At 71.9% G+C, this 24,514-nt stretch carries 21 protein-coding genes; 13 read left to right on the top strand and 8 right to left on the bottom strand.

All coding sequences use genetic code 11. The features are described from left to right. Positions 1-318: 318 nt before the first annotated feature. The 4 genes from IG90_RS0133590 to IG90_RS0133575 all read right to left on the bottom strand — a co-directional run bounded on the left by IG90_RS0133590 (position 319) and on the right by IG90_RS0133575 (position 8,270). Entirely contained in the window at positions 319-3,258 is a 2,940-nt protein-coding gene (locus tag IG90_RS0133590; protein ID WP_030593350.1) for a helix-turn-helix transcriptional regulator, read from the bottom strand. Between the two features lie 79 nt (positions 3,259-3,337). Then, a complete protein-coding gene (locus tag IG90_RS0133585; protein ID WP_030593348.1) occupies positions 3,338-3,535 on the bottom strand; it encodes a hypothetical protein in 198 nt (65 codons plus the stop codon). A gap of 91 nt (positions 3,536-3,626) precedes the next feature. Next, positions 3,627-6,851, bottom strand: coding sequence for a type 2 lanthipeptide synthetase LanM family protein (locus IG90_RS0133580; RefSeq protein WP_030593346.1), 3,225 nt, complete (start codon positions 6,849-6,851; stop codon positions 3,627-3,629). A gap of 303 nt (positions 6,852-7,154) precedes the next feature. Further along, a complete protein-coding gene (locus IG90_RS0133575) occupies positions 7,155-8,270 on the bottom strand; it encodes a LacI family DNA-binding transcriptional regulator (protein ID WP_030593344.1) in 1,116 nt (371 codons plus the stop codon). Between the two features lie 109 nt (positions 8,271-8,379). Here IG90_RS0133575 and IG90_RS0133570 point away from each other — a divergent pair, with 109 nt between their 5' ends. The 8 genes from IG90_RS0133570 to IG90_RS0133535 all read left to right on the top strand — a co-directional run bounded on the left by IG90_RS0133570 (position 8,380) and on the right by IG90_RS0133535 (position 17,006). Beyond that, the gene (locus tag IG90_RS0133570; protein ID WP_030593342.1) at positions 8,380-9,531 is read left to right on the top strand and encodes a Gfo/Idh/MocA family protein; all 1,152 of its coding nucleotides are present in this window, start codon (positions 8,380-8,382) and stop codon (positions 9,529-9,531) included. Positions 9,532-9,571: 40 nt separating this feature from the next. Next, a complete protein-coding gene (locus tag IG90_RS0133565; RefSeq protein WP_030593339.1) occupies positions 9,572-10,720 on the top strand; it encodes a dihydrodipicolinate synthase family protein in 1,149 nt (382 codons plus the stop codon). After that, positions 10,717-11,553: a sugar phosphate isomerase/epimerase family protein gene (locus IG90_RS0133560; protein ID WP_030593336.1), complete on the top strand. Its 837-nt coding sequence runs from the start codon at positions 10,717-10,719 to the stop codon at positions 11,551-11,553. The genes IG90_RS0133565 and IG90_RS0133560 overlap by 4 nt, the downstream gene beginning before the upstream one ends. A 200-nt stretch (positions 11,554-11,753) precedes the next feature. Next, positions 11,754-12,308, top strand: coding sequence for a DinB family protein (locus tag IG90_RS0133555; protein WP_030593333.1), 555 nt, complete (start codon positions 11,754-11,756; stop codon positions 12,306-12,308). Between the two features lie 411 nt (positions 12,309-12,719). Continuing rightward, on the top strand, positions 12,720-13,601 hold the full coding sequence (locus IG90_RS0133550) for a lysozyme (RefSeq protein WP_030593330.1): 882 nt from the start codon (positions 12,720-12,722) through the stop codon (positions 13,599-13,601). Between the two features lie 124 nt (positions 13,602-13,725). After that, positions 13,726-14,373 (top strand): peptidoglycan recognition protein family protein, encoded by a 648-nt coding sequence (locus tag IG90_RS0133545; protein WP_030593327.1) that lies wholly within the window; start codon positions 13,726-13,728, stop codon positions 14,371-14,373. A 429-nt stretch (positions 14,374-14,802) separates the two neighbouring features. Next, a complete protein-coding gene (locus IG90_RS0133540; RefSeq protein WP_030593324.1) occupies positions 14,803-16,251 on the top strand; it encodes an AAA family ATPase in 1,449 nt (482 codons plus the stop codon). After that, positions 16,248-17,006, top strand: a complete 759-nt coding sequence (locus IG90_RS0133535; protein ID WP_245170741.1) for an HNH endonuclease — start codon at positions 16,248-16,250, stop codon at positions 17,004-17,006. The genes IG90_RS0133540 and IG90_RS0133535 overlap by 4 nt, the downstream gene beginning before the upstream one ends. Positions 17,007-17,063: 57 nt before the next feature. Here IG90_RS0133535 and IG90_RS0133530 read toward each other — a convergent pair whose 3' ends face one another. After that, on the bottom strand, positions 17,064-17,288 hold the full coding sequence (locus IG90_RS0133530) for a DUF397 domain-containing protein (RefSeq protein WP_030593318.1): 225 nt from the start codon (positions 17,286-17,288) through the stop codon (positions 17,064-17,066). Continuing rightward, positions 17,275-18,099 (bottom strand): helix-turn-helix domain-containing protein, encoded by an 825-nt coding sequence (locus tag IG90_RS0133525; protein WP_030593316.1) that lies wholly within the window; start codon positions 18,097-18,099, stop codon positions 17,275-17,277. Before IG90_RS0133525 ends, IG90_RS0133530 begins: the two co-directional genes overlap by 14 nt. A 183-nt stretch (positions 18,100-18,282) precedes the next feature. Here IG90_RS0133525 and IG90_RS0133520 point away from each other — a divergent pair, with 183 nt between their 5' ends. After that, a complete protein-coding gene (locus IG90_RS0133520; protein WP_106973013.1) occupies positions 18,283-18,606 on the top strand; it encodes a hypothetical protein in 324 nt (107 codons plus the stop codon). Between the two features lie 2 nt (positions 18,607-18,608). Then, positions 18,609-18,956 carry a hypothetical protein gene (locus tag IG90_RS0133515; RefSeq protein WP_051860368.1) on the top strand — a complete coding sequence of 116 codons (348 nt, stop codon included), beginning with the start codon at positions 18,609-18,611 and terminating at the stop codon, positions 18,954-18,956. Between the two features lie 139 nt (positions 18,957-19,095). Here the strand turns inward: IG90_RS0133515 and IG90_RS46760 are convergent, their stop codons facing one another. Continuing rightward, entirely contained in the window at positions 19,096-19,224 is a 129-nt protein-coding gene (locus tag IG90_RS46760) for a hypothetical protein (protein ID WP_267958708.1), read from the bottom strand. A gap of 13 nt (positions 19,225-19,237) precedes the next feature. Between IG90_RS46760 and IG90_RS0133505 the strand changes: the two genes are divergently transcribed. The 3 genes from IG90_RS0133505 to IG90_RS0133495 all read left to right on the top strand — a co-directional run bounded on the left by IG90_RS0133505 (position 19,238) and on the right by IG90_RS0133495 (position 23,237). Then, entirely contained in the window at positions 19,238-19,444 is a 207-nt protein-coding gene (locus tag IG90_RS0133505; RefSeq protein ID WP_411572660.1) for a hypothetical protein, read from the top strand. 53 nt (positions 19,445-19,497) lie between these two features. Next, complete coding sequence (gene recD2 / locus IG90_RS0133500; RefSeq protein WP_030593304.1) at positions 19,498-21,723, top strand: SF1B family DNA helicase RecD2; 2,226 nt, start codon at positions 19,498-19,500, stop codon at positions 21,721-21,723. A 215-nt stretch (positions 21,724-21,938) separates the two neighbouring features. Then, entirely contained in the window at positions 21,939-23,237 is a 1,299-nt protein-coding gene (locus tag IG90_RS0133495) for a citrate synthase (RefSeq protein WP_030593301.1), read from the top strand. A gap of 512 nt (positions 23,238-23,749) precedes the next feature. Here the strand turns inward: IG90_RS0133495 and IG90_RS0133490 are convergent. Next, positions 23,750-24,514 (bottom strand): heavy metal translocating P-type ATPase (locus IG90_RS0133490; RefSeq protein ID WP_030593298.1); only part of this gene is annotated, 765 nt, incomplete at its 5' end.

Raw genomic sequence — 24,514 nt, 5'->3', positions numbered from 1 at the left:
GCATTTTCCGCCCCGGCACCCGACCGAAACCGCCCGGCACCCCCATGTTGCCCGCCCCGGCACCCAGGCTCCCGGGCACCCGGCTGCCCCGCCCCGGCACCCAGACATCCGGCTGCCCGGCCCCGGCTGCCCGGCACCCGCCCCGGCTGCCCGGCACCCGCCCCGGCTGCCCGGCCCGCACCCGACCGCCCCGGTTCCGCGGCCCCGAGCTGCCCGGCCCCGGCTCCCCGGCACCCGACCCGGCTGCCCCGCCCCGGCTCCCCGGCCCGCACCCGACCGCCCCGGTTCCCCGGCCCCGAGCTGCCCGGCCCCGTGTCCTCAGGCCGACTCGACGGCGCACTCGGAGGCGAACTCGCACAGGGCCGCCCGGTCCGCGCGCCCGGTCTTGCTCAGCAGACTGGCCATGTGCTTCTCCACCGTGCGCGGCGAGATGGACAGCCGCCGGGCGATCTGCTGGTTCCCGGGCCGCTCGGGCAGCAGGACGAACACCTCGTACTCGCGCGGGGTCACCCCGCTGGTCCGCAGCGGCGACGGGATCCGGTCCCAGCCGCCCCGGTGCTGGCCCACGCTCGCCCCGGCCTGCCGCAGCGCCGCCCGGCACGCGGAGGCGACCGGCTGCACACCGGCCCCGTAGAAGTACTCCTCGGCGGTCCGCAGCCACGCCACCGGCTCGCCCCACCCGTCCGCGAGAGCCGCGTCCGCGACCAGTCGCAGGCCCAGGTGGCGGGCGACCGGGAAAGGAGCGGAGAGCGCGTCGAAGGACGCCATCAGCCGGGCGGCCCCGTCCGGGTCCTTCTCCCGGCCCAGCAGCACCGCGTCGGCCAGCTCCAGGAACTGCCGGTTCCAGGCGAGGCAGCCCCCGGGAGCCGCCCGTGCCTCCTCCAGCTCCGCCCGGTCCGCCTCGCCCGCCAGGACCCGCAGCAGCGGGCGCAGCCCGTACCGGCCGCTCAGGTAGTAGTAGCTCGGGTGGTCCGACTCCCAGGCCAGCGCCTCGTCCAGACCCGCCGCCGCCCGCTCCCGGTCCTCCTCCAACAGCGCCCCGAACGCCCGGCACAGCCCCGACCGGAGCGGCACCAGCAGCGACTGCTCGCCGCCGGCCCGCCGGAACGCGGCCAGCGCCCGGTCCATGTCCCGCCGCCGCCCCCGGTGCGCGGCCATCGTCGCACCGGTCAGCAGCAGATAGCGATGGGCGGACAGATCGCCCACCCGGGCGCTGGCCTCCGCCGAGCGGTCGATGATCTCCTGTGCCTCCTCCCACCGGGCGCACATCACCGCGTTCATCGCGAGCAGCCCGTCGACCGTACGGGTCAGCAGCAGCGCGCCCAGCTCGGTGGCCGCCGCCCGCGCGGAGAGCAGCCGGGAGGCGTCCCCGGTCCGCATGAAGGCGTTCGCCCCGAGCCGCACCAGCGCCTCCACCCGCCAGACCGGCAGGGCGTGTTCGGTGGAGATCGACAGCATCCGCTCCAGTGCGGCGTCCGCGGCGTCGAAGCCCTCCTCGCGCCGCAGCAGCGCCAGCAACTGCCAGGCCTGGCACGCCACCACGGGCAGCCCCTCTGCCTCGGCGGTCTCCGCGGCCTCCCGCACCGCCTGCTCCGCCTCCGCCGGATCCCGGGGTCTCCGCCCGGGCCCGGGTCCAGGTCGGTGTCCGGGAAGCAGCGCCAGATATCTGTCGACCACCACCAGCGCGGCCCGGCGGCCCGGCGGCGGCGACGCGCCGAGCAGGAGGCGGGCCGCTTCGACCTGGAGGGCCGCTTCGGCGGTGCGCTCCGCCATGACCGCCGCCCAGGCGAGCTCGACATGGATCCGGCCGCGCCGGGCGGCGGCCTCGGAACGCGCCGGAACCGGCGGCAGCGCGTTCGCCAGCGCCAGTGCGCCGTCCAGATCGCCGCCCTCGGCACGGGCGACCGCCAACGACTCGGCGACGGCGGCCCGGTCGCTCTCGGCGGCCAGCGGGTGCGCCCGCTCCAGCAGCACCACGGCGGAGCCGTGCGCCCCCGAAGCGAGCATCCGTCTTCCCGCCTCCGCGAACTGGCGGGCCGCCCCCGCCCGGTTGCCCGCGGCCAGTTGCAGGGAGGCGACGAGCTGCCGCCCGTCCTCGTCCAGCGGCTGCCCGGAGTGCTCGATGGCCCCGGCGGCGCGGCGGGCCAGGGAGGCGCGCTCGGCCGGCGCCAGTGAGGAGATCAGGGCCTCGGCGGTGAGCGAGTGCCGGAAGGTGTAGCGGTCGGGGGCCGCGCCGTCCGGGGCGATGACGCCGGCCTCCACCGCGGACCGCAGATGCGTGAACAGGGCCCGGTCCTCGAAACCGGTGACGGTCTGGAGCACGGTCACCGAGAACTGGCTGCCCAGGGTGGCCGACGCCAGTAAGAGGTCCCGCACCGGCTCGTCCAGCCGGTCCAGCCTGCGGGCCCAGCTCCGGACGATGTCCGAGGGCACCGAGCCGTCCGGCTGCTCCGCCGCCTCCCACCCGTCGTCCGTCCGCCGGAGCCGCCCGGTGTCGAGCAGGTCGGCCAGCAGCACTTCCAGCAAGTACGGGTTGCCCGCGGCGCGTTCGGCCAGCCGGCGGTGCACCGCCTCGGGTATCTCCTCCGGCCGCGCCTCCAGGCACGCGCCCGTCAACGCCCGCACCTGGGCGTCGCGGAGCGGCCCCATCTCCCGCACCGTCGCGGTGTGGCGGCGCTCGGCGGAGCGTACGAGGTCCAGGGCGGCGCCCGGCTCCGGGCGCAGGGTGCCCAGGAACAGGATGGGCAGGTCCGCCAGGTTGTCGATGACGTACTCGACGACCGCGACGGTCTCCGTGTCGCAGTCGTGCAGATCCTCCAGCAGGATCGTGCAGCCCGCCTCCCTGCCCAGCACGGACAGCAGCCGCAGCAGCGCCTCGGCCAGTTCCACGACCGTCTCCGGATAGCCGGGCGACCCGCCCCTGCGCCACTCCGGGACCAGTCGTGCCAGCGCCGGGTGGTAGGGCGCGAGCTCCGGATCGGTCGGGGTGCCCGCGGCCCGGAACCGGGAGGCCAGCGCCTCCGCCAGCGGGCGGAAGGGGACGACGAGCCCGGTCGAGGTGGCCCGGCCACGCAGCACCGGCATGCCGAACCCGTAGGCCCGGTAGGCGCATTCGCCCACCAGCCGGGACTTGCCGATACCGGCTTCCCCGAGGAGGAACAGCGCGCGCCCCGAACGCCGTCGTACGGCGTCCAGGGCGCTGCTCAGCAGTCCGATCTCCTCGTCCCGCCCGACGATGACCGGCGAAGTGGCTCGCATGGCCGCAGATTACTGGAGTCGCAACTCCCACGGCAGCGGGCCAATCCGGCTGATTTGCAGCTGAGTTGGCCGGATCTGGTCAGAAGGGGGACGTCATGGTGGTCCAGGGCAGGTCGTGGCTGTAGCCGCTCTCGCCCTCCGAGGCGCTGAGAAGTCTGCTGCGCGCACCGAGTCCTCCGGTGGAGCCCAGGGAGATCTGCCCGGCCGGGTGCTCGGGCGTGCCCTCGTGCGCGATGTCGCCGGACGCCTGCAGGGCCGATTCGCCGAACTGCTTCATCTCTGCCTCATCCTCTGGTCGGTGGTCGGTGGTCGGTGGTCGGTGGTCGGTGGTCGGTGGTCGGTGGTCGTCGGAAGGAGCCGTGGGTCGGTCAGGGCGCCCGGGAGGGGCGCAGGAGCAGGGCGGAGCCGATCCGGTCGGGGAACCCCGCCCGCAGGAGCCCGTGCCCGATCCCCGAGAGGCCGGTGAGCAGCCCCGGGTGCGGTACGCGGCCGGGCGTCCCGCACTGCGGTCCCGCCCGGTCCGCGGCGGCCAGCAGCGTCCCGGCCCGACGCACCCACGCGGGCCGTGCGGCGGGCAGCGCGCTGTGGCCGAGGAGTTCGAGCAGCCCCGACTCCCCGTGGCACAGGCTGTCGTCGGCGAGCGGACCGATGCCCGCCAGCTCTCCGGAGCGCGCCGCCAGCCAGCCTGCCAGCTCCGGGTCCGCGAGCGCGTCGTGACTGTCCGCGATCGCCAGCGCGATGCCGGCGATGCCGCCGCACCAGGCCGGCCCGGTGGCCGCCGCGACCGCCGTACGGGCCGTCGCTTCAAAGGCCGTCTCGTGCGCCGCCCCGGCCGGCATCCCGCCGGCAGCCCCGGCCGTCGCCCGGCGCAGGGCCCGCAGCCCGGCGCTCCGGTGGCGGGCGTCGCCGCCCGCCCCGACGAAGCGCAGCAGCGCCCAGCCGATCCCCGCCGCCCCGTCGGCGAAGCCCCCGGAGCGGGGGAGCGGTGCGGCGGCGATCCGCTCTGCACAGTGCGTGGCGCCACGCCAGGCCTCCGGGCGGCCGGTGGCGCGGTACACCGCGAGCAGCGAGACCAGCCCGCCCGCCGCACCGCCGCGCACCCCGTACCCGTCCTCGGCCGCGCTCGCCGCGCAGCTCAGCCGGACGGCCGGACCCGCCAGGTCCAGCACCTCCCGGTCGCCCAGCAGTGTGCCCACCTCGGTCAGCGCGTACGCGATGCCGCCGAGGCCCGCGAAGGCGCCGGAACCCAGGGACCCGAGGTCATCGGCCTGCCCGTGCAGCGCGTCCAGCAGCCCCGGCACCGGGGTGAGCGCCTCGCGGGCCGCCTCCGCGTACCGGGCGGCGCCGGTGAGCGCGGCCAGCTGGGCCAGGAAGAGCGCGGGGCCGGTGTAGCCGCCCGAGAGGTCCGCCGCCATCGGCGTGAGCCGCCAGTAGCGCTCGCCGAGCAACTCCAGGCCGATCCAGTTGGTGCGGCCCTCGTGCCGGAAGGCGAGGGAGACGAGCTGGTCGCCCACCGACCGTGCGGCGGACAGCAGTTGCTCGGGCTCCGGAGCGGTCGCCGCGCTCCGCGCCCGGCCGCCCGGACCCGCCCGGTGCGGCGGCTCGGGCGAGGTGCTCACCATGGCGGCCCGGATGATCCGTTCCTGGTCCTGCCGGTCGACGCTGTCCATCGCCCGCACCTTCGCCTCGACGCGGGCGAGCCCGGTGGGAACGACGGCGTCGTGCGGGTGCCCCGACGTGTCGTCCCCGGGCTCGGCGGCGTCCGGCGCCGGAACGGTACGGCCGGTGCCGCTCCACAGCTCCGTGCCGCCCGGCCGGGTGCAGAACACCGGCACATCACCGCACCACAGCTCCGCGATCTCCTCGTCCTCCAGACCGGGCAGCGCGGGCACGCCCAGGAGCGGGGTGCGCAGGAGCGACAGCACCCGGTTACGTTCGGTCGCGTCCCGCATCAGGTCGGGGTGGGTCGACTCGTCCAGCAGCGTCGTGTACGTCCAGGTCGGCCGGGGCACGACGCGTACCTCGTCCTGGGCGAAGAGCCGCAACAGCCCGTCCCCGCCGAGGAGTTCGCTCCGGTTCTCGTGGATCGCGGTGTACCCGGCGCGGAATCCGCCGCAGAGGGCTTCGGTGTACGCGGAGGGGTCGGCGGCCACGCCGCCCAGCCGGGGCCGGTTGGCGGACTCGGTGAACCGGCCCGCCCGCCGCACCAGCCGCATGCGGTCGGTTCCGGCGTCCGCCCAGTCGGCGGTCTCGATCGGGGAGGAGGCGGCCCGGCCCCCGCCGATGGCGGACATGTCGAGCGCGGTCGTCTCCCCGACGAGCAACTGGGGCAGCAGGCCGACCCGGTGGACCGAGTCGTGCAGGGCACGGGCGGCCGGATCGGCGGACCGCGCGGGCCCCAGCGGCGGGTGGAACAGTGTCTCCACATCGACCAGAACCGGGTGCGGGCCGCAGGCGATCAGGTTCTCGTGGTGCAGATCCGTCCCGTCCAGGGTGTGCAGCAGGGCCAGCAGCGCGCCCTGCCGCCGGTAGAACTCCCGGGTCTCCGCCACCGTGGCGCAGGGCCGCTCCTCGACGAACTCGACCCAGCCGTAGTCCCCCCGGTCCAGGACCCGCAGCACCCGCAGTTCCGGGGCGCCGGGCAGCGAACCGAACCAGTCGGCAAGGGTGTTGAAGTGCCGGTGCGCAGCGAGCGGGCGCGGCTTGTAGACGAGCCGGGTGCCGTCGGCGAACCGCAGCAGCATCACCGACCGGCCCCCGCGGTGACTGTCGCCCGCACCGGCTTCGACGCCGGTGAGCGCCCCGGGCCCCAGGCTCGCGCCGGGCACGCCGTCCGGGGAGCCCGCCCGGTCGCCGAGCACCCCCGCCGGGGCCAGCAGCCGCCGGTCGGCGGCGAGCCGCGCGGCCATCTCCGCGAACGCGTCCCCCGCGTTGAGGCAGGCCGTCGCGAGGAGGCGGGCCAGCACGGGGTAGCCGGTGATGACGTGGGCGAGGCCGTCGCGGCGGGCGGTCAGCGTGACGAAGTCCCGGAAGCGCTCCTCGGGGCTTTCGCCGCTCAACCGGCCGAGCAGCCGGGCCTCGTGCAGTTCGGTGACGAGGGTGCGCGCCGCGAGCCGCGACAGCCGGCGGGTCAGCTGACGCCGGAAATCCGCGAGGACGGGGGCGGAACCGCATACGGCCGGACCGTCCACCTCCGGGCCGTCCTCCTCCGGGCCGTCCTCCTCCGCGAGCGCGTTCCGCGTCAGTGCGTCCCGGAGCCGCCCCACCGCCGCCTCGACGAAGGGCGCGACGACCGGCCCGAAGCCGCTGAGCCCCGGGTACGCCTGCTCGGCGACCGCCACGTCACACGGGGCCGATGCGACGGCCTCCCGGGCGAAGGCGGCCCAGCGGGGTTCGCCGGAGGGCCTGCTCCCGACGACACCGGGAAGCCACCAGGGCTCTCCGTCCGCACCCCCGGAGGGGGAGGGGGCGGGGGAGGCGGAGGGAGAGTGGGAGGTGGACGAGAGGGGGGCCGGGGCACCGCCGGACGCGACGGGAGCAGTTGGAGCGAGGCAACGGCTCGTACCTCTGTCGATCAGATCCTTCTCCGACACCGCTCCGCACCTCCCCGGTCCCGGGCCGGCCCCGGTCGGGCCGCCCGCGTCCATCGTGCTCGGGGGGCGGGGCGGGCGCATGGGGGAGTGGCCCCCATTTTTCGCTCCCCGGCCCGCAGACCCCGACCACGGGGGCGCCCGGAGGCGTATCCCTTGTGGCACCTCGGTGACCGGAGTCAGGGCCTCCATCACCTGCGCAGGGGCGGTGAGGCGGAGCGCTGAGCGAATCCCGTGGAGTGGCGCTGCCGACCGCAGCGCGTCAACTCCTCCCGGGGGCGATGGAATCGGATGTCCGAGGACGGCTCACCCCCGCGGAGCTGCCGTGGACCCCCGGATCATCAGCTCCGCCGCGATGGTCGCGATGCCGCCGGGCGGCGGGTTCTCCTTGCCCATCGCGAGCCGCCCCGCCCGGACGCCCGCCTCGAAGAGCGGCAGCCGGACCGTCGTGAGGGCCGGCACCGCGTCCACCGAGAACGGCAGGTCGTCGAAGCCCGCGACCGAGATGTCCTGGGGGATGCGCATCCCCTGGTCCCGTACGGCCGCGCACGCGCCCAGCGCCACGGTGTCGTTGGCGGCCACGACCGCGGTCACGTCCGGTGCCCTGCGCAGGAGTTCGAGGGTGGCCTCGTAGCCGGAGCGCCGGTCGTAGGGCCCGTGCACGGTGAGCCGGTCCTGGTCGGCGGACGCCCGGTCACCGGAGCCGGCCTGATCGCCCCCGGCCGCCGGGGCGGCGTCCAGCCCGGCGGCGCGCAGCGCCTCCCGGTGGCCCTCCAGCCGGTGCCGGGTGGTGGTGCGCTCCGGGGGTCCGGCGACGTAACCGATCCTGCGGTGGCCGAGCGAGATCAGGTGCTCGGCGAGCCGGCGTCCGCCGCCCCGGTTGTCGAACGCGAGCGCGGCGACGAGCGCGTCCCCCTCGGGCAGCGGGGGCCGCCCGCAGAAGACGATCCGGGTGCCCGCGTCCGCGAGCTTCGACAGCTTCGCGGACATCGCGGCCTGGTGCGCCGGGTCCTCGACCGCGCCGCCGGTGAGGACGACGGCGGCGGCGCGCTGGCGCTGGAGGAGGGTGAGGTAGGTGAGTTCGCGCTCCGGGGAGCCGCCGGTGTTGCAGATGACGGCCAGCTTCTCGCCGCCCGCCCGTCCGGAACCGTCCCCGGGCCCGCCGATCTGCGTCTGGGCGGCCCCCGCCATGATCCCGAAGAACGGGTCGGCGATGTCGTTGACCAGGATGCCGACCAGGTCCGAGGTGGCCGCCGCGAGGGAGCTCGCCGGCCCGTTGAGCACGTAGTCCAGGTCGTCCACCGCGCGCAGGACCCGCTCGCGGGTCGACGCCGCCACCGGGTAGTTGCCGTTGAGCACGCGCGAGACGGTGGCCGGGGACACCCGGGCGCGGGCCGCCACATCCGCCAGGGTGACTGTCATCGCTGTCCTCCGTGAGGTCACGTGCGGCCCCCTCTTGTCCGGCCGCTGTCGGCAGGCTAGCGTCATCCCCGATAGAAAGCGCTTGCTACCGCTGTATGGAGGGACCTTCGTGACACGCAGGACAGTGCGCATCGCCATGAACGGCGTCACGGGACGCATGGGATACCGGCAGCACCTGGTGCGCTCGATCCTCGCGATCCGCGAGCAGGGAGGCCTGGATCTCGGCGACGGCGACGTGCTGTGGCCCGAGCCCGTGCTCGTCGGCCGCCGCGCCCACGCCCTGGAGGAGCTCGCCGAGCGCCACGGCCTCACCGAGTGGTCGACCGACCTGGACGCGGTCCTCGCGGACGACACGGTCGAGATCTACTTCGACGCCCAGGTCACCTCGGCCCGGGTGGAGGCGATCAAGAAGGCGATCGCGGCGGGCAAGCACGTCTACACCGAGAAGCCGACCGCCACGGACGTCGAGGGGGCCCTCGACCTGGCCCGGCTCGCCCGGGACGCGGGCATCAAGCACGGCGTCGTCCAGGACAAGATCTTCCTGCCGGGCCTGCTGAAGCTGAAGCGCCTGATCGACGGCGGCTTCTTCGGCGAGATCCTCTCCGTACGCGGGGAGTTCGGCTACTGGGTCTTCGAGGGGGACTGGCAGGAGGCCCAGCGCCCCTCCTGGAACTACCGCGCGGAGGACGGCGGCGGCATCGTCGTCGACATGTTCCCGCACTGGGAGTACGTGCTCCACGAGCTGTTCGGCCAGGTCACCTCCGTGACGGCCCACGTCCGGACGCACGTTCCGCAGCGCTGGGACGAGCACGGCAAGCCGTACGAGGCGACCGCCGACGACGCGGCGTACGGGATCTTCCAGCTGGCGGGCGGGGCGGTCGCGCAGATCAACTCCTCCTGGACGGTACGGGTCAACCGCGACGAGCTGGTGGAGTTCCAGGTCGACGGCACGCACGGATCCGCCGTCGCGGGCCTGCGCAACTGCCGTGTCCAGCATCGCTCGGCGACCCCCAAGCCGGTGTGGAACCCGGACCTCCCGGTCACCGAGTCGTTCCGTGACCAGTGGCAGGAGATGCCGGACAACCAGGAGTTCGACAACGGCTTCAAGGCTCAGTGGGAGCTGTTCCTGCGCCACGTGGCCCTGGACGAGCCCTACGCCTGGGACCTGCTGGCCGGCGCCCGGGGCGTCCAACTGGCCGAACTGGGCCTGAAGTCGTCCGCCGAGGGCCGCCGCTTCGACATCCCGGAGCTGACCCTGTGACCCGCGCGACCGGTTCGCGGCACCACCGGGGGCCGCTGACATGACGATCCACCTCCCGCAGGGCCCCTACACGCCCCGCGCCACACCGCTCGACCTCGCTCCGGGAGCGGTGGCCCCCACCTCCCGTACGGTCTTCTCGGCGGCGCACGTGGTCGCGGACCCGTACGCGGACATCAGCCCGGACGACCCGGCGGCCGTCGACTGGGAGTCCACGCTCGCCTTCCGCCGCCACCTGTGGGCGCACGGCCTGGGCGTCGCGGAGGCCATGGACACCGCGCAGCGCGGCATGGGCCTGGACTGGACGGGTGCGGCCGAGCTGATCCGCCGCTCGGCCGCCGAGGCGAAGGCGGTGGGCGGCCGGATCGCCTGCGGCGTGGGCACCGACCAGCTGCCCGACGGCGGCACGCCCACCCTGGCCGAGGTCAGGGCGGCGTACGAGCAGCAACTGGCCCTGGCCGAGGAGCACGGCGCCCAGCCGATCCTCATGGCATCGCGAGCCCTGGCCCGCGCGGCGAACGGCCCGGAGGACTACCTCGCCACCTACGCCCACCTCCTGCGCCAGGCATCCGAACCGGTGATCCTGCACTGGCTGGGCCCGATGTTCGACCCGGCCCTGGAGGGCTACTGGGGGAGCGCCGACCTCGACGAGGCCACGGACACCTTCCTCAAGGTCATCGCCGAACACCCGGACAGGGTCGACGGCATCAAGATCTCCCTCCTGGACGCGGCCCGCGAGATCGACGTCCGCCGCCGCCTCCCGGCCGGGGTGCGCTGCTACACCGGCGACGACTTCAACTACCCGGAACTCATCGCGGGCGACGAACGCGGTTTCAGCCACGCCCTGTTGGGCATCTTCGATCCGCTGGGCCCGCTGGCGGCGCACGCGGTACGGGTGCTGGACACGGGCGACGTGGACGGCTTCCGGGCCCTCCTGGACCCCACGGTCGGACTCTCCCGTCACCTCTTCCGGCCGCCGACCCGCTTCTACAAGACGGGCGTGGTGTTCCTGGCCTGGCTGGCCGGCCACCAGGACCACTTCACGATGGTGGGCGGCCTCCAGTCGGCGCGCTCGCTGCCGCACCTGGCGAAGGCGTACGAACTGGCGGACGGCCTGGGCCTGTTCCCCGACCCGGAGCTGGCCGAGCACCGCATGCGATCGCTGCTGGCGGTCCACGGAGGCGCGCGATGACGAACGATTCACTCGCCCGCCTTTCGATCAACCAGGAGACCATCAAGCAGTGGTCGCTGCCGGAGCTCGCCGAGGGCTGCGTCAAGGCCGGCATCGGCAAGGTGGGCCTGTGGCGGGCCCCGGTGCAGGCGTACGGCCTCGAGCGCACGGCACGGCTCATGTCCGACGCCGGCCTCACCGTCACCAGCCTCTGCCGGGGCGGCTTCTTCACGGCCCTGGACCCCGCCGAGCGCGCCCGCGCGCTGGCCGACAACCGGGCGGCGATCGACGAGGCGGCGGCCCTGTCCACCGACACCCTGGTCCTGGTCTCCGGCGGCCTCCCGCCCGGCAGCCGCGACCTGCACGGGGCCCGTGAGCGGGTGGGTGAGGCGCTGGCGGAACTGGCTCCGTACGCGGCCGGACGCGGCGTACGCCTGGCGATCGAACCACTGCACCCGATGTACGCGTCCGACCGCTGCGTGGTCTCCACGCTCGGCCAGGCCCTGGACCTCGCGGAGCGCTTCCCGGCCGAGCAGGTCGGGGTGGTCGTCGACACCTACCACCTCTGGTGGGACGACCGGGCGCCCGCCCAGATCGCCCGCGCGGGTGCGGGCGGGCGCATCCACTCCTTCCAGCTGGCCGACTGGATCACGCCGCTCCCGGCGGGCGTCCTGCTCGGCCGGGGGCAACTGGGCGACGGAAGTGTGGACTTCCGCGCGTTCCGCCGCCAGGTGGAGGCCGCCGGGTTCGACGGCCCGATCGAGGTGGAGATCTTCAACGAGTCGCTGTGGGCCCGCGACGGGTCGGAGGCGTTGGCGGAAGTGGCGGACCGCTATGTGCAACATGCCTGCTGAGAGCCCCGCACTCCGTCGAGGGTAAAGAGATCGCAAAGGGCTGCAACCTTTGCGTACCCTCCCGTGTCACACATGGCGTCGGGACTTCCGGGGAGGGGTCCGGGGGGAACGGGAAGGCCCGACGGGAGGGGAAAGCGAGGGGGGTCCGGCCGCGAGGCCGGGCCCCATTCCGCTGTTCCGGCTCCGCTACCCTCTGCGCCATGACGGAGAGCGCAGTGGAAGCCTGGCCCGAACCTCCCCTCGCCGGTTCCGAGGCGGCAGCCGTCCTCGGCGCCCTGGAGCGCCAGCGGGCCACGCTGGCCTGGAAGTGCTCCGGTCTGGACACCGCCGGACTGCAAGCCACCGTCGGCGCGTCCGCCGTCACACTGGGCGGCCTGCTCAAGCACCTGGCGCACGTCGAGGACAGCCACTTCGCCCGCCTGTGGCTCGGCGTTCCGGTCGGCGCGCCCTGGAACACGGTCGACTGGGACAGCGACCCCGACTGGGCCTACCGCACCGCCGCCCAGGACACCCCCGGGCAACTGCGCACCCTCTGGGAGGAATCGGCGGCCCGCTCCCGGGCCACGGTCGACGCGGCGCTCCGCGCGGGCGGCGGCCTGGACCAGCTCGGCGCTCACGTCACCCGTAGCGGCGAACGCCCGAACCTTCGCCGCATCCTCCTGGACCTCATCGAGGAGTACGCCCGCCATGTCGGCCACGCCGACCTCATCCGGGAGTCGGTCGACGGACTGACGGGCGAGGACCCGCCGGGGTGAACCGAGGCGGGGGTCAGGGGGCGTGGACGGCCGGCGCCCCCTTCGGCTGATCAGCTCCGCAGGTCCGCGAGCCCGGCCTGCGTGTCGGCGGCAGCTTCCCTTTCTTTGGTCCAGCATAGTCAAATTTGAATACTCGGGACAAGGTGCGCTCGGCCGGCCGGCCGCCGCTCCTGTGTGTCTTCGTGCGTCCATGGGTGTGCGTCCATGGACGGGATCGGGCGCCGGAGACCTTCAGGAGTGAAAATTTCTCGCCGTTCTGGCGTGTTTCCGCAGGTGAGGCCCGGCGACACAGGTCTAGACCGAACAGCCTCTTTACGCCTTTCCCCGCTCGTGCGTTACTCGTGACATGTCCATGGCGTCCGGTAATCGGATGCCATGGATCTCTTCCCGTCAACGTGCCCGGAGGTGGCTATGCCCGCGTACCGTTCTCCGTCCCGCCGACTCAAGAGATCCAGAGGAGCGCTGCTGGCAGGAGCTCTCGGCAGTGCCGTGGCGCTGATCCTGACCGGCACGGGCACGGCCGTCGCCGCGCCGCCCGGCCCCGACAAGCCGATACGGTCCGGACAGGCCTGGATGGGGGCGGGCACCCGCATCGAGCAGGGCCCCGCGTCCTCGGTGGCGGGCGGGATCACGCCGATGGACACCAGCGGCGTCCAGGGCATCGACGTCTCCCACTGGCAGGGGGCGATCAACTGGGGTTCGGTCAAGGCCGCGGGCATCGACTTCGCCTACATGAAGGCCACCGAGGGCACGACCTTCAAGGACAGCCGCTTCAGCGCGAACTACACCGGCTCCTACAACGCCGGTCTGATCCGGGGCGCTTACCACTTCGCCCGCCCCAACGTCTCCAACGGGGCGACCCAGGCCAACTACTTCGCGAGCAGCGGCGGAGGGTGGTCCAGGGACGGCAAGACCCTCCCTGGTGTGCTGGACATCGAGCACAACCCGTACGGCGCCATGTGCTACGGCCTCTCCACGACCCAGATGCGCACGTGGATCAACGACTTCTACAACACGTACAAGGCCCGTACGACCCGCGACGTCGTCATCTACACGACGGCCGGCTGGTGGAACACCTGCACCGGGAACTGGACCGGAATGGCCACCAAGTCGCCTCTCTGGGTGGCGCACTGGGGCACCAGCAGCCCGAACATCCCCAGCGGCTTCCCCACGTGGACGATCTGGCAGTACACGGCGACCGGTCGGGTCGGCGGAGTCTCCGGCGACGTGGACCGCAACAAGTTCAACGGCAGCTTCGCCCGGCTCCAGGCCCTCGCCAACAACTCGGCCTAGCAACTCCGCCCCTCGCGGCGGCCGGGTGAATCCGTCGGCGACTCACCCGGCCGCACCGCGACCGCCCCCACCGGCCACCGCCATCACCGCCGCGCGTACGCCGCCCCCACGCCAGGAGCTCGCCGTGAACCTTCCGCAGCCGTCCCGTCGCCACGTCCTCCTCGCCGGCGCCGGCGGACTCGCCGCCGCCGCCTTACCGGGCACGGCCCACGCCTCCGGCGTCGTCGAACCGGACATCGACAGCACCGCCCAGTGGAAAGCCCGTCCACCGCAAGGCTCGGTGAGCCTGGTGGGGAAGCGGCCGTCCATGATCGTCGTGCACCACACGGTCAGCGCCAACACCTCCGACGTCTCCCGCGCCCAGGCCCACCGGCACGCCCACTGGGTCCAGGACCTGCACATGGACAAGAACGGATGGACCGACACCGGCTACCACTTCCTCGTCAGCCGGGGCGGCTGGATCACCGAGGGCCGCCACCGCAGCCTCAGTACGCTGCGGAGCGGCAGCGACTTCGTGCTGGGAGCACACACCGCCGGCCGTAACGGGGAGGGCATCGGCATCGCCAACGAGGGCGCCTACCACGACGGAGCGCAGCCGCCCCGGGCACAGTGGGAGGTACTGGTGACGCTGTGTGCGTACACCTGCGGCCAGTACGGCATCGCGCCGAGCCGCATCTACGGGCACAAGGACTTCGGCGACACCCTCTGCCCGGGAGTGCTGCACGACAAGCTGCCGCAACTGCGCAGCGAGGTCGCGGCGAGCATGGGCTGAGCGACGGACCACGTCGCATCCGATCCCCCACGCCCCCGGCGAGTTCGCTCCGCATCTGCGACAGCGCGGTGGCCGGCAGCAGGACGACCACTTCATCGGCCACGCGCCGAAAGTGCTCCCGAAGGGCCTGCCGTTCACGGGCGGCAGGCCGGGTGCAGGCGCTTCCGCCCTCCGGCCGGTGCAGGGCTCTCCTTGCCGGCCCCTGCCCCATGCGCCCTTCTCGGGCGGGTTCGCCGTAGGGCAGGTCCCGTTCATCTCACGGGCCGGCCCTTTCCGAAAGCGCTGTCTGGTTCACGTCTCGTAGACTCAACCGCCTGAGCGATCTGCGCGGCGGCAGCAACGGGGTGGGAACAGCATGGACGAGTGGCTGCCGACGCGGAACCGGAACAGTCTGCCCCGCACCTCCCACACCGGACGGAACCGTCACCCATGTACGTCTCCCGCGTGCGCGTCGAGAACATCAAGTCGTTCCACGGACCGCGCGTCGTCGATCTGACCCTGACCCGCCCGGACGGCTCCCACGCCGGCTGGACGGTCCTCGCGGGACGGAACGGCGCGGGAAAGACCACTCTGCTCCGGGCCGTGGCTCTGGCCCTGAGCGGTCCGGCCGCGGCGCGCAGCCTCGTGCCGGACTTCGACAACTGGGTGACGCGGGGCACCTCGGCGGGACGGGCCGAGGTGGAGATCGCCAGGGACCCGGACGTCGACCGGTTCACCTACGGGCGGCCACCGAATGCCGGGTTCACGGCCGGTCTGCGGTGGCGGGCACCGCAGGACGGGGCCGCGGACACCCGCTTCTCCCACCACAGCAGGAGGGGAAGCCAGCCGTCGCTGGAGGAGATCCGCTATACGGATGCGCAGAGCAGTGCCGCACGGCGGGGCCCGTGGGCCGACAACCCGGTCGGCTGGTTCTGTGCCGGCTACGGGCCGTTCCGTCGGATGGCGGGAGGTTCAGGAGACGTGCAGCGCCTCATGCTTGCCTCCGGCCCCGTCGCCCGGCAGGCGAGCCTCTTCCACGAGGACGCCTCGCTCGCCGAGGGAGTCACCTGGTTGATCGAGCAGCACCTGAGGGCCCTGGAGGGACGGCCGGGAGCCGCCGCCCTCAAGGCCGCCGCGCTGGCCATTCTCAAGGACGGCCTGCTTCCGGACGGCTACGAGGTGGACGACGTCGACTCCGAGGGGTTGTGGGTCCGACGCGACGGCCATCGGTTCCCGCTCCGTGAGATGAGCGACGGGTTCCGGACGGTAGCCGCCCTGGTGGTCGACATCCTCAAGCAGATCTACGACGCCTTCGACGCCCTGGCCCTGGGAGGCATCGACGATGACGTCTTCGGTGACCTCACCGTGGAGACCATCGATGACGAGACCGTCGTCAACAAGATCCCGGGCATCGTGATCATCGATGAGATCGACGCCCACCTCCACGTCTCCTGGCAGCGCCGCATCGGCCCCTGGCTGACCACGCACTTCCCCAACGTCCAGTTCATCGTGACGACCCACAGCCCGTACATCTGCCAGGCGGCTGACCCCGGCGGTCTGATCCGTCTGCCGGGGGTGAGGGAGGACGCGGCGCCCGAGGTCGTGTCAAAGGACCTGTACGAGCGAGTGGTCTACGGCAGCGGCGACGACGCGGTCCTCTCCGACCTCTTCGGTCTCGACACCCCGTACTCGGAACGGGCCGAGCACGTCCGCGCCGAGTTCGTCGCCCTGGAGTCCCAGGTGTACGAGGGTGACACCTCGCCGGGCACCGTCGCGCGCTACAAGAGCCTCAAGGACCTGCTCACCAGCTCGCCGGCGGCACGGGTCCACGAGATGTCCGCCCAACTCCACCGCATCGCCGAGGAGATCGGGGACGGAGAGGGTGGCGAGGCGGAGTGATTCGCCTGGAGCGGGCTCCGCTGCCCCCGGACACGGTGGCTCATCTCAGGACGTACACCGAGCAGATCGAGCGGACCGTCGAGTCGGACCGCAAGGCCAGGGCGGCCGAGCTGTGGGCTCACACCACCGTCCGCCGACGCGTACGCGACGGTCTGCTGGCGGCCCTCGCGGGCATGGCGCCCGGTCACCAGCGCTGCATGTACTGCGGGGACAGCCAGGGCACGGACATCGACCACTTCGAGCCGAAGAGCCTTGCCCCGGCGCGTACCTTCGAGTGGCTCAACCACTTGCTGGCCTGCGCGTACTGCAACAGCAACCAGAAGCGGAACCTATTCCCCCGATCCGAGGAGGACGGCAGCCCGCTCCTTCTCGATCCCACGCTCCAGGAACCGTTGGACCACCTGCGGCTGGTCCTGCCGGTGGGTGAGTACAAGGGACTGACGCCCCGTGGAGAGGCGTGCTTGGCCGTGTTCGGGCTCAATGCGCGTGGTGTCCTCGTCGACGGGCGCAGAACTGCTTACGAGACCGCCAAGGAGTCGGTGGAGCTGTGGCGCATCGCCACGGATCGGGGGCAGCACGACAAGGCGGCGAAGATCGTCAGGGTGGCTTGGAACCGTCCGCTCGCGGACGTACTGGCGGCGATGTTCCACCAGGCCGACCATCGCGTCGCGGACCTGCTGTTCGTCGGCGAGGAAGAGACTCTGGCGCTGCTGCGGGACCGGGCCCTGCGCGCGGCGTTCCTGTCCCGCGCCTGACACCGCCCGGCGGCCCAGCCGCGTGGTGCCGGCGGGGCCGCTCCAAGAGAGGGTCGATCAGGCGGAGAAGTCGCCACTTTTGAGCGCGGTGACGAAGGAAGACCAGCCGTCTGCGGAGAAGACGACTGCCGGGCCGTCGGCGGCCTTGCTGTCGCGGACGGGGACGGTGGCGTAACCGCGGGCGACCTCAAGGCACTCGCCCTGGTTCCCGCCGCTGTAGGTGGACTTGAACCAGCCCGTGAGGGTGGACGCGTCCGTAAGGCTTCGCCTACCGGTGACCATGTACGTGCTCCTCCGCTGCGGCCCGCACGCGGGCCACTGACTCCTGGTGCGACAACGCGTCGCCCAGAGCGAGATCGTATGCCGTGCGGCTAAAGGCCACCAAGCGTGGATCATCCATCAGGTTGCCCGTCTGGAAGGCTTCGACGTAGGCCACCGGCGCGGAGTCCGCAAAGCTCATCAGCGTCAGCAGGCTCTGTTGGAGTGAGTGAGCCCCGGCCTCGAACGGCAGCACGTGCAGCCGCAGCCGCCCTGCCTCGGCCATGTCGGCGACCTTCCGCAACTGTCTGGCCATCACCTGTGGGCCGCCGACCCGCCGCCGCAGCACGGCCTCGTCCAGCAGCGTCCACACCACCGGATTCAGCGGGCTGTCGAGTACGCGGGCACGCTCCGTTCGAATGACGACCTCCTTGTCAATATCCTCCTTGCGGTGGTTGGGGCGGTATGCCTCGAACAGGGCCCGTGCGTAGTCGTCCGTCTGCAACAGACCGGGCACGAGCGTCAGCGCGAACTGCTGGATGAGCACCGCTTGTTGCTCCAACTCCGCCACGGCAGCGAAGTTTTCGTCGTACTTCGTCTCCAAGTCTTGCAGCCACCGCTCGAAGAACCCATCCGTACGCAGCGCCTGGTCGATCCGCCGCGCGTCCTCCGGGCTAGGCAGCCGCCGTCCCGCTTCGTAATGGCTGATGAGGGTGGGCGAGCAGACGACCATCTCGCTCAGGGCCTCCTGCGTCAGCCCCGTCGCGATACGTCGCAGCCGCAGCTCCTCGCCGTACTTCTGCCTCGGCGTGCGCGGCCCCTGCTTCGTTCCCATGCACTCCAACTCCTCGTCTTGACGGACGCGCTGTCATCCCCGACCCCCTGGCAGCGTAGCGACGGGCGACCCCACTCTGTGATGGGTTCGCTACGGAAAGAAGCGGCCGCACTTGTGCGAAGAGACCCCCGCGACCGACGTAACCGGTCCGGGGGCATGGCCATCCCCGGAAAGCAGGCTGACATGAAGCACGTTATCGCCCGACTTCTGAAGTCGGTACGGCGATTGCTGATCCCCGTACGGCGTCAACGGCATCCCTTGGAGCCGTACGCCTACGTCCACCCGTACTCCTGCGCCTACGTCGGCGGGCCGACCGTCTACCGCACCGGGGAGCGCCCTCCGCGTGACGAGGACAGCCCGTTGGTGCGCCCGTACGTCGTGGCGCACGAGCGGCGTGTGGCCGAGGAACGGGCGACCGAAGCGAGGCGGAGGCGGATCCGGTACGGGGCGCTGCTGATCGCCGCCCACGGCGTTCACCTCGGCCGGGTGAGCGGGGGCGCGGCATGAGGATGAGCAGCGAACACACCGACCGCGCCGAAGCCTCCGCGATGCGGCTGCTGCCGTGGACGGGCACAGGTGGAAAGCCCTGTTACGTCGTCGGAGACGGCACCGGCTACGTCTCGCGGATGGCCGACGACGTGGAGAGCATCCAACTCGACATGGCGGACGAACTGCTCGGCCACGCCGCCGACCTGTTGGCCGACGACGGGTCCACCGGACCACAGGTCCGCTTTCTCGCCGGCAGGCTGACCGAGTCGCTGCAACAGATCGTGCGCGTCGCGGAGAGCCGCGGCTCACGGCTCGACGCGCTCCTGCCGGACCGGCCAGAACCGCGTACGGACGAGGACCTTCCGTGAGTCGGCGACGCTGCCCGGCCGGCCGTGCGCCAGGACCAGCGAAGTGGCATCCGCGCCCGCCCCGTACGGCCGCGCCCACGGCGAGGAGCCCGTCGCCGGGGCGACCGCGTCAGGGCCCGGCGGGCCCTGACGGCCCGTCTCAGCCGAGCAGCGCCACCAGTCCGTAGACCCAGATCGCGAAGAAGGCGGCCGCGAGAAGGAAGCAGCCGGCCGCCGCCAGGGCGCCGCCGAGCCCGCCGCCCTCCGGCAGGTCCCCCTGCGAGAGCACCGACCGCCGGGTCGTGACCCTGCGCAGCAGCCCCGGCATCCGGCCGCGCGCCGAGGCGTTCTTCGGTCCGTACACCGAGCGGATGGCCGAGGCGATGTCGGCGTACTCGCCGCAGGAGATCCAGCAGTTCGAGGACTTCCTCGGCAGACTGCGCTCCACCATGGACGCGCTACTGGCGAACGACTACCGGGACGGCGGGCCGCGCCCCCGTACCCCGTGACGGGGACCCGGGCCGCGAACCGGACCGTCAGTGCCACCCGGTAGCGTCGGGTCATGTCCAACATGGCCGTCCTCGAAGGGGTCCTGGAGCGGATCACCTACGCCAACGAGGAGAACGGGTACACGGTCGCCCGCGTCGACACCGGGCGCGGGGCGGGCGACCTCCTCACCGTGGTCGGTGCGCTGCTCGGCGCGCAGGTCGGCGAGTCGCTGCGGATGGAGGGCCGTTGGGGCTCGCACTCCCAGTACGGCAAGCAGTTCACCGTGGAGAACTACACCACCGTCCTGCCCGCCACCATCCAGGGCATCCGCCGCTATCTCGGATCCGGGCTGATCAAGGGCATCGGGCCGGTGATGGCCGACCGGATCACCACCCACTTCGGCGTCGACACCCTCGACGTCATCGAGCAGGAGCCGAAGCGGCTCGTCGAGGTCCCCGGCCTCGGCCCCAAGCGCACGAAGATGATCGCGGCGGCCTGGGAGGAACAGAAGGCGATCAAGGAGGTCATGGTCTTCCTCCAGGGCGTCGGCGTCTCCACCTCCATCGCCGTCCGCATCTACAAGAAGTACGAGGACGCCTCGATCTCCGTCGTGAAGAACCAGCCCTACCGGCTGGCCGCCGACGTCTGGGGCATCGGCTTCCTCACCGCCGACCGGATCGCCCAGGCCGTGGGCATTCCGCACGACAGCCCCGAGCGGGTCAAGGCCGGCCTTCAGCACGCCCTGTCCCAGTCCTCCGACCAGGGGCACTGCTACCTCCCCGAGGAGCGGCTCATCGCGGACGGCGTCAAGCTGCTCCAGGTCGACACCGGGCTGGTCATCGAGTGCCTGGCCGAGCTGGCCGCCGACCCGGAGGGCGTCGTACGGGAGAAGGTGCCGTCGCCCGAGGGCGGCGAACCGATCACGGCTGTCTACCTGGTCCCCTTCCACCGGGCCGAGCTGTCCCTCGCCGGGCAGGTCCGGCGGCTGCTGCGGACCGGGGAGGACCGGATGCCGGCCTTCCAGGACGTGGACTGGGACAAGGCCCTGGCCTGGCTCGCCACGCGTACGGGGGCCTCGCTCGCGCCCGAGCAGGAGGAGGCCGTACGGCTCGCGCTCAGCCGGAAGGTGGCCGTCCTGACCGGTGGGCCCGGCTGCGGGAAGTCGTTCACCGTCCGGTCCATCGTCGAGCTGGCCCGGGCCAAGCGGGCCAAGGTCGTGCTGGCCGCGCCCACCGGTCGGGCAGCCAAGCGGCTCGCCGAGCTGACCGGGGCCGAGGCGTCCACCGTGCACCGGCTCCTGGAGCTGAGGCCGGGCGGGGACGCGGCCTACGACCGGGACCGTCCGCTGGACGCCGATCTGGTCGTCGTGGACGAGGCGTCGATGCTCGACCTGCTGCTCGCCAACAAGCTCGTGAAGGCGGTGGCACCCGGTGCCCACCTCCTCCTGGTGGGTGACGTCGACCAACTGCCCTCGGTCGGCGCGGGGGAGGTGCTGAGCGATCTGCTCGCCGAGGGCGGCCCGGTTCCCGCCGTCCGGCTCACCCGGATCTTCCGCCAGGCCCAGCAGTCCGGCGTCGTGACCAACGCGCACCGGATCAACGCCGGGCAGCCCCCGCTCACCGAGGGGCTGAGCGACTTCTTCCTCTTCGTGGAGGACGAGACGGAGGACGCGGGCAAGCTCGCCGTCGATGTCGCGGCCCGCCGCGTTCCGGCCAAGTTCGGTCTCGACCCGCGCCGTGACGTACAGGTCCTCGCCCCGATGCACCGGGGCCCTGCCGGAGCCGGACATTTGAACGGGCTGCTCCAGCAGGCCATCACCCCGGGCCGTCCCGACCTCCCCGAGAAGCGGTTCGGCGGCCGGGTCTTCCGGGTCGGCGACAAGGTCACCCAGATCCGCAACAACTACGACAAGGGCGAGAACGGCGTCTTCAACGGCACGGTCGGCGTCGTCACCGGCCTGGACGTGGACGAACAGAAGCTCACCGTCCGCACCGACGAGGACGAGGAGATCGGCTACGACTTCGACGAGCTGGACGAGCTGGCCCACGCGTACGCCATGACCATCCACCGTTCCCAGGGCAGCGAGTATCCGGCCGTCGTCATCCCCGTCACCACCAGCGCCTGGATGATGCTCCAGCGCAATCTGCTCTACACGGCCGTGACGAGGGCCAGGAAGCTCGTCGTCCTCGTCGGGTCCCGTAAGGCGATCGGCCAGGCGGTCCGCACGGTTTCCGCAGGCAGACGCTGTACGGCACTGGATTTCCGGCTCCGGGGCGGCTCGGGCGAAGACTTCGTGTGACCCCTGCACAAAAATGATCGATCAAATCGGTGGGAAACATCACGGAGGTCTTCCGGAACCGCAGTCAAGGGGGCAGGATGAGTAAGTTGGCGGCACTCAGTGCCGTCAGTAGGTCCAATGGACGACCCCGAGTGCACTCTCCTGAGCCGAATGGGGGAGGGTGGAAGACAGTCAGGGCACCTCGAAGAAGAGGCACTACGTCGGTGAGGGATGACGTGAGCGAGCACACCAACAACGCTGTAGTACTGCGGTACGGCGATGACGAGTACACCTACCCGGTGATCGACAGCACCGTCGGCGACAAGGGCTTCGACATCGGGAAGCTCCGGGCCAATACCGGCCTGGTGACGCTGGACAGCGGATACGGCAACACAGCCGCCTATAAATCCGCCGTCACGTACCTCGACGGTGAGCAGGGCATTCTGCGCTACCGCGGATACCCGATCGAGCAGCTCGCCGAGCGCTCGTCGTTCCTCGAGGTCGCGTACACGCTGATCAACGGTGACCTTCCGCAGGTCGACCAACTGGCGACCTTCAAGAACGAGATCACCCAACACACGCTGCTGCACGAGGACGTCAAGCGGTTCTTCGACGGCTTCCCCCGCGACGCCCACCCGATGGCCATGCTGTCCTCGGTCGTCAGCGCGCTGTCCACGTTCTACCAGGACAGCCACAACCCGTTCGACGAGCAGCAGCGTCACCTGTCGACGATCCGCCTGCTGGCGAAGCTGCCGACGATCGCGGCGTACGCCTACAAGAAGTCGATCGGTCACCCCTTCGTCTACCCGCGCAACGACCTCGGGTACGTCGAGAACTTCCTGCGCATGACCTTCTCGGTCCCCGCCCAGGAGTACGAGCTGGACCCGGTCGTCGTCTCGGCGCTGGACAAGCTGCTCATCCTGCACGCGGACCACGAGCAGAACTGCTCGACCTCCACCGTGCGTCTGGTCGGCTCCTCGCAGGCGAACATGTTCGCCTCGATCTCCGCCGGCATCTCGGCGCTGTGGGGCCCCCTGCACGGTGGCGCCAACCAGTCGGTGCTGGAGATGCTGGAAGGCATCCAGGCCAACGGCGGCGACGTCGACTCCTTCATCCGCAAGGTGAAGAACAAGGAGGACGGCGTCCGCCTGATGGGCTTCGGCCACCGGGTGTACAAGTCCTTCGACCCTCGCGCCAAGATCATCAAGGCCGCCGCCCACGACGTGCTGTCCGCGCTCGGCAAGTCCGACGAGCTGCTCGATATCGCGCTCAAGCTGGAGGAGCACGCGCTCTCCGACGACTACTTCGTCTCGCGCAACCTCTACCCCAACGTGGACTTCTACACCGGTCTGATCTACCGGGCCATGGGCTTCCCGACCGAGATGTTCACCGTGCTCTTCGCGCTCGGCCGCCTTCCCGGCTGGATCGCCCAGTGGCACGAGATGATCAAGGAGCCGGGTTCCCGCATCGGCCGCCCGCGCCAGATCTACACCGGCGAGGTCCTGCGCGACTTCGTCCCGGTCGAGGGCCGCTGACCCGGACCTCGTACCGCAGGGTCCCGCACCGCCGGATCCCGCAACGCCCGTAGTGCCCGGCCTCTTCGGCCGACTGCCTTCGCCCCGCGTACCGCGCTTCGCACAGAGCGCGGTGTCCGGGGCGATTCGGCGTTCCGGGGGGCGGGAGGGGCAGGGGGCTGGAAAGCGAGAAACGCCCCGCCGCCGATCCCCCCACGGGTCGACGGTCAGGGCGCTTCCCATATCCCGGAGCGGATTCCCCCCACGGGATCCGGCCGGGCGTCTGCAGGGAGCCGGAGCTCCCGTGTTCTGTTGTGTTCCCTTGTGCTGCGATCCGCCGGGGTACGCACGCACGAGAGGGCCGCTCAAAGCTCCCCGGTGCACGTGCCCCGGCCAAACGCTTGCCACGGGAGCGTCCCCCAAGACACTCCGTCGGACGTCCCCCGAGACATCCTTGGCATCGCACTCTAAGACTCGCGAACCCACCGGATGGTTACCCTGAAATCGGTGTGATCTAAATCTCTTTGTGGAAGTTACGTGAAGGCACGCAACCGTAGGCTGTTCGTGACGACGAACACGGACGAAAACGCCATGGCGGCTCCCGCGATCATTGGGTTGAGCAGGCCACTTGCAGCCAGGGGCAAGGCCGCGACGTTGTACCCGAAGGCCCAGAAGAGGTTGCCCCTGATGGTGGCCAGCGTACGCCTGGAGAGGCGGATTGCGTCAGCTGTCACCTTGAGATCTCCACGAACCAGTGTGAGGTCGCTCGCTTCGATCGCCGCATCCGTCCCGGTGCCCATCGCCAGCCCCAGGTCTGCCGTGGCCAGCGCGGCGGCGTCGTTGACCCCGTCGCCGACCATGGCGACGACCCGGCCCTCGGCCTGAAGGCGCTTCACGACGTTCACCTTGTCCTCGGGAAGCACCTCGGCGTGGACCTCGTCGATGCCCACCTCGGCCGCGACCGACTCCGCCACGGCCCGGTTGTCGCCGGTGAGGAGGACGGGCCTCAGCCCCAGGGCGCGCAGCTCGGTCACGGCGGCCGCACTGCTGTCCTTGACCGCGTCCGCCACCCCGAACACGCCCCGCGCCTCCCCGTCCCAGGCCACGACGACCGCCGTACGGCCGTGCTCCCCGGCATCCGCCAGGGCCTGCGACAACCCGGGCGGGAGGGGGATCGCCGCGTCGGCGAGAAGGCGGGGCCGTCCGACGAGGAGGGCGTGGCCCTCGACGATGCCCTGGACGCCGAGTCCGGGGATGTTCTGGAAGTCCTCGGGGGTGGGGAGGGGTCCGGTGGCGTC

It is taken from the genome of Streptomyces anulatus (genome assembly GCF_000721175.1).
Lineage (GTDB): Bacteria > Actinomycetota > Actinomycetes > Streptomycetales > Streptomycetaceae > Streptomyces > Streptomyces anulatus_C.
This window is presented reverse-complemented; position numbering and strand designations above follow the sequence as displayed.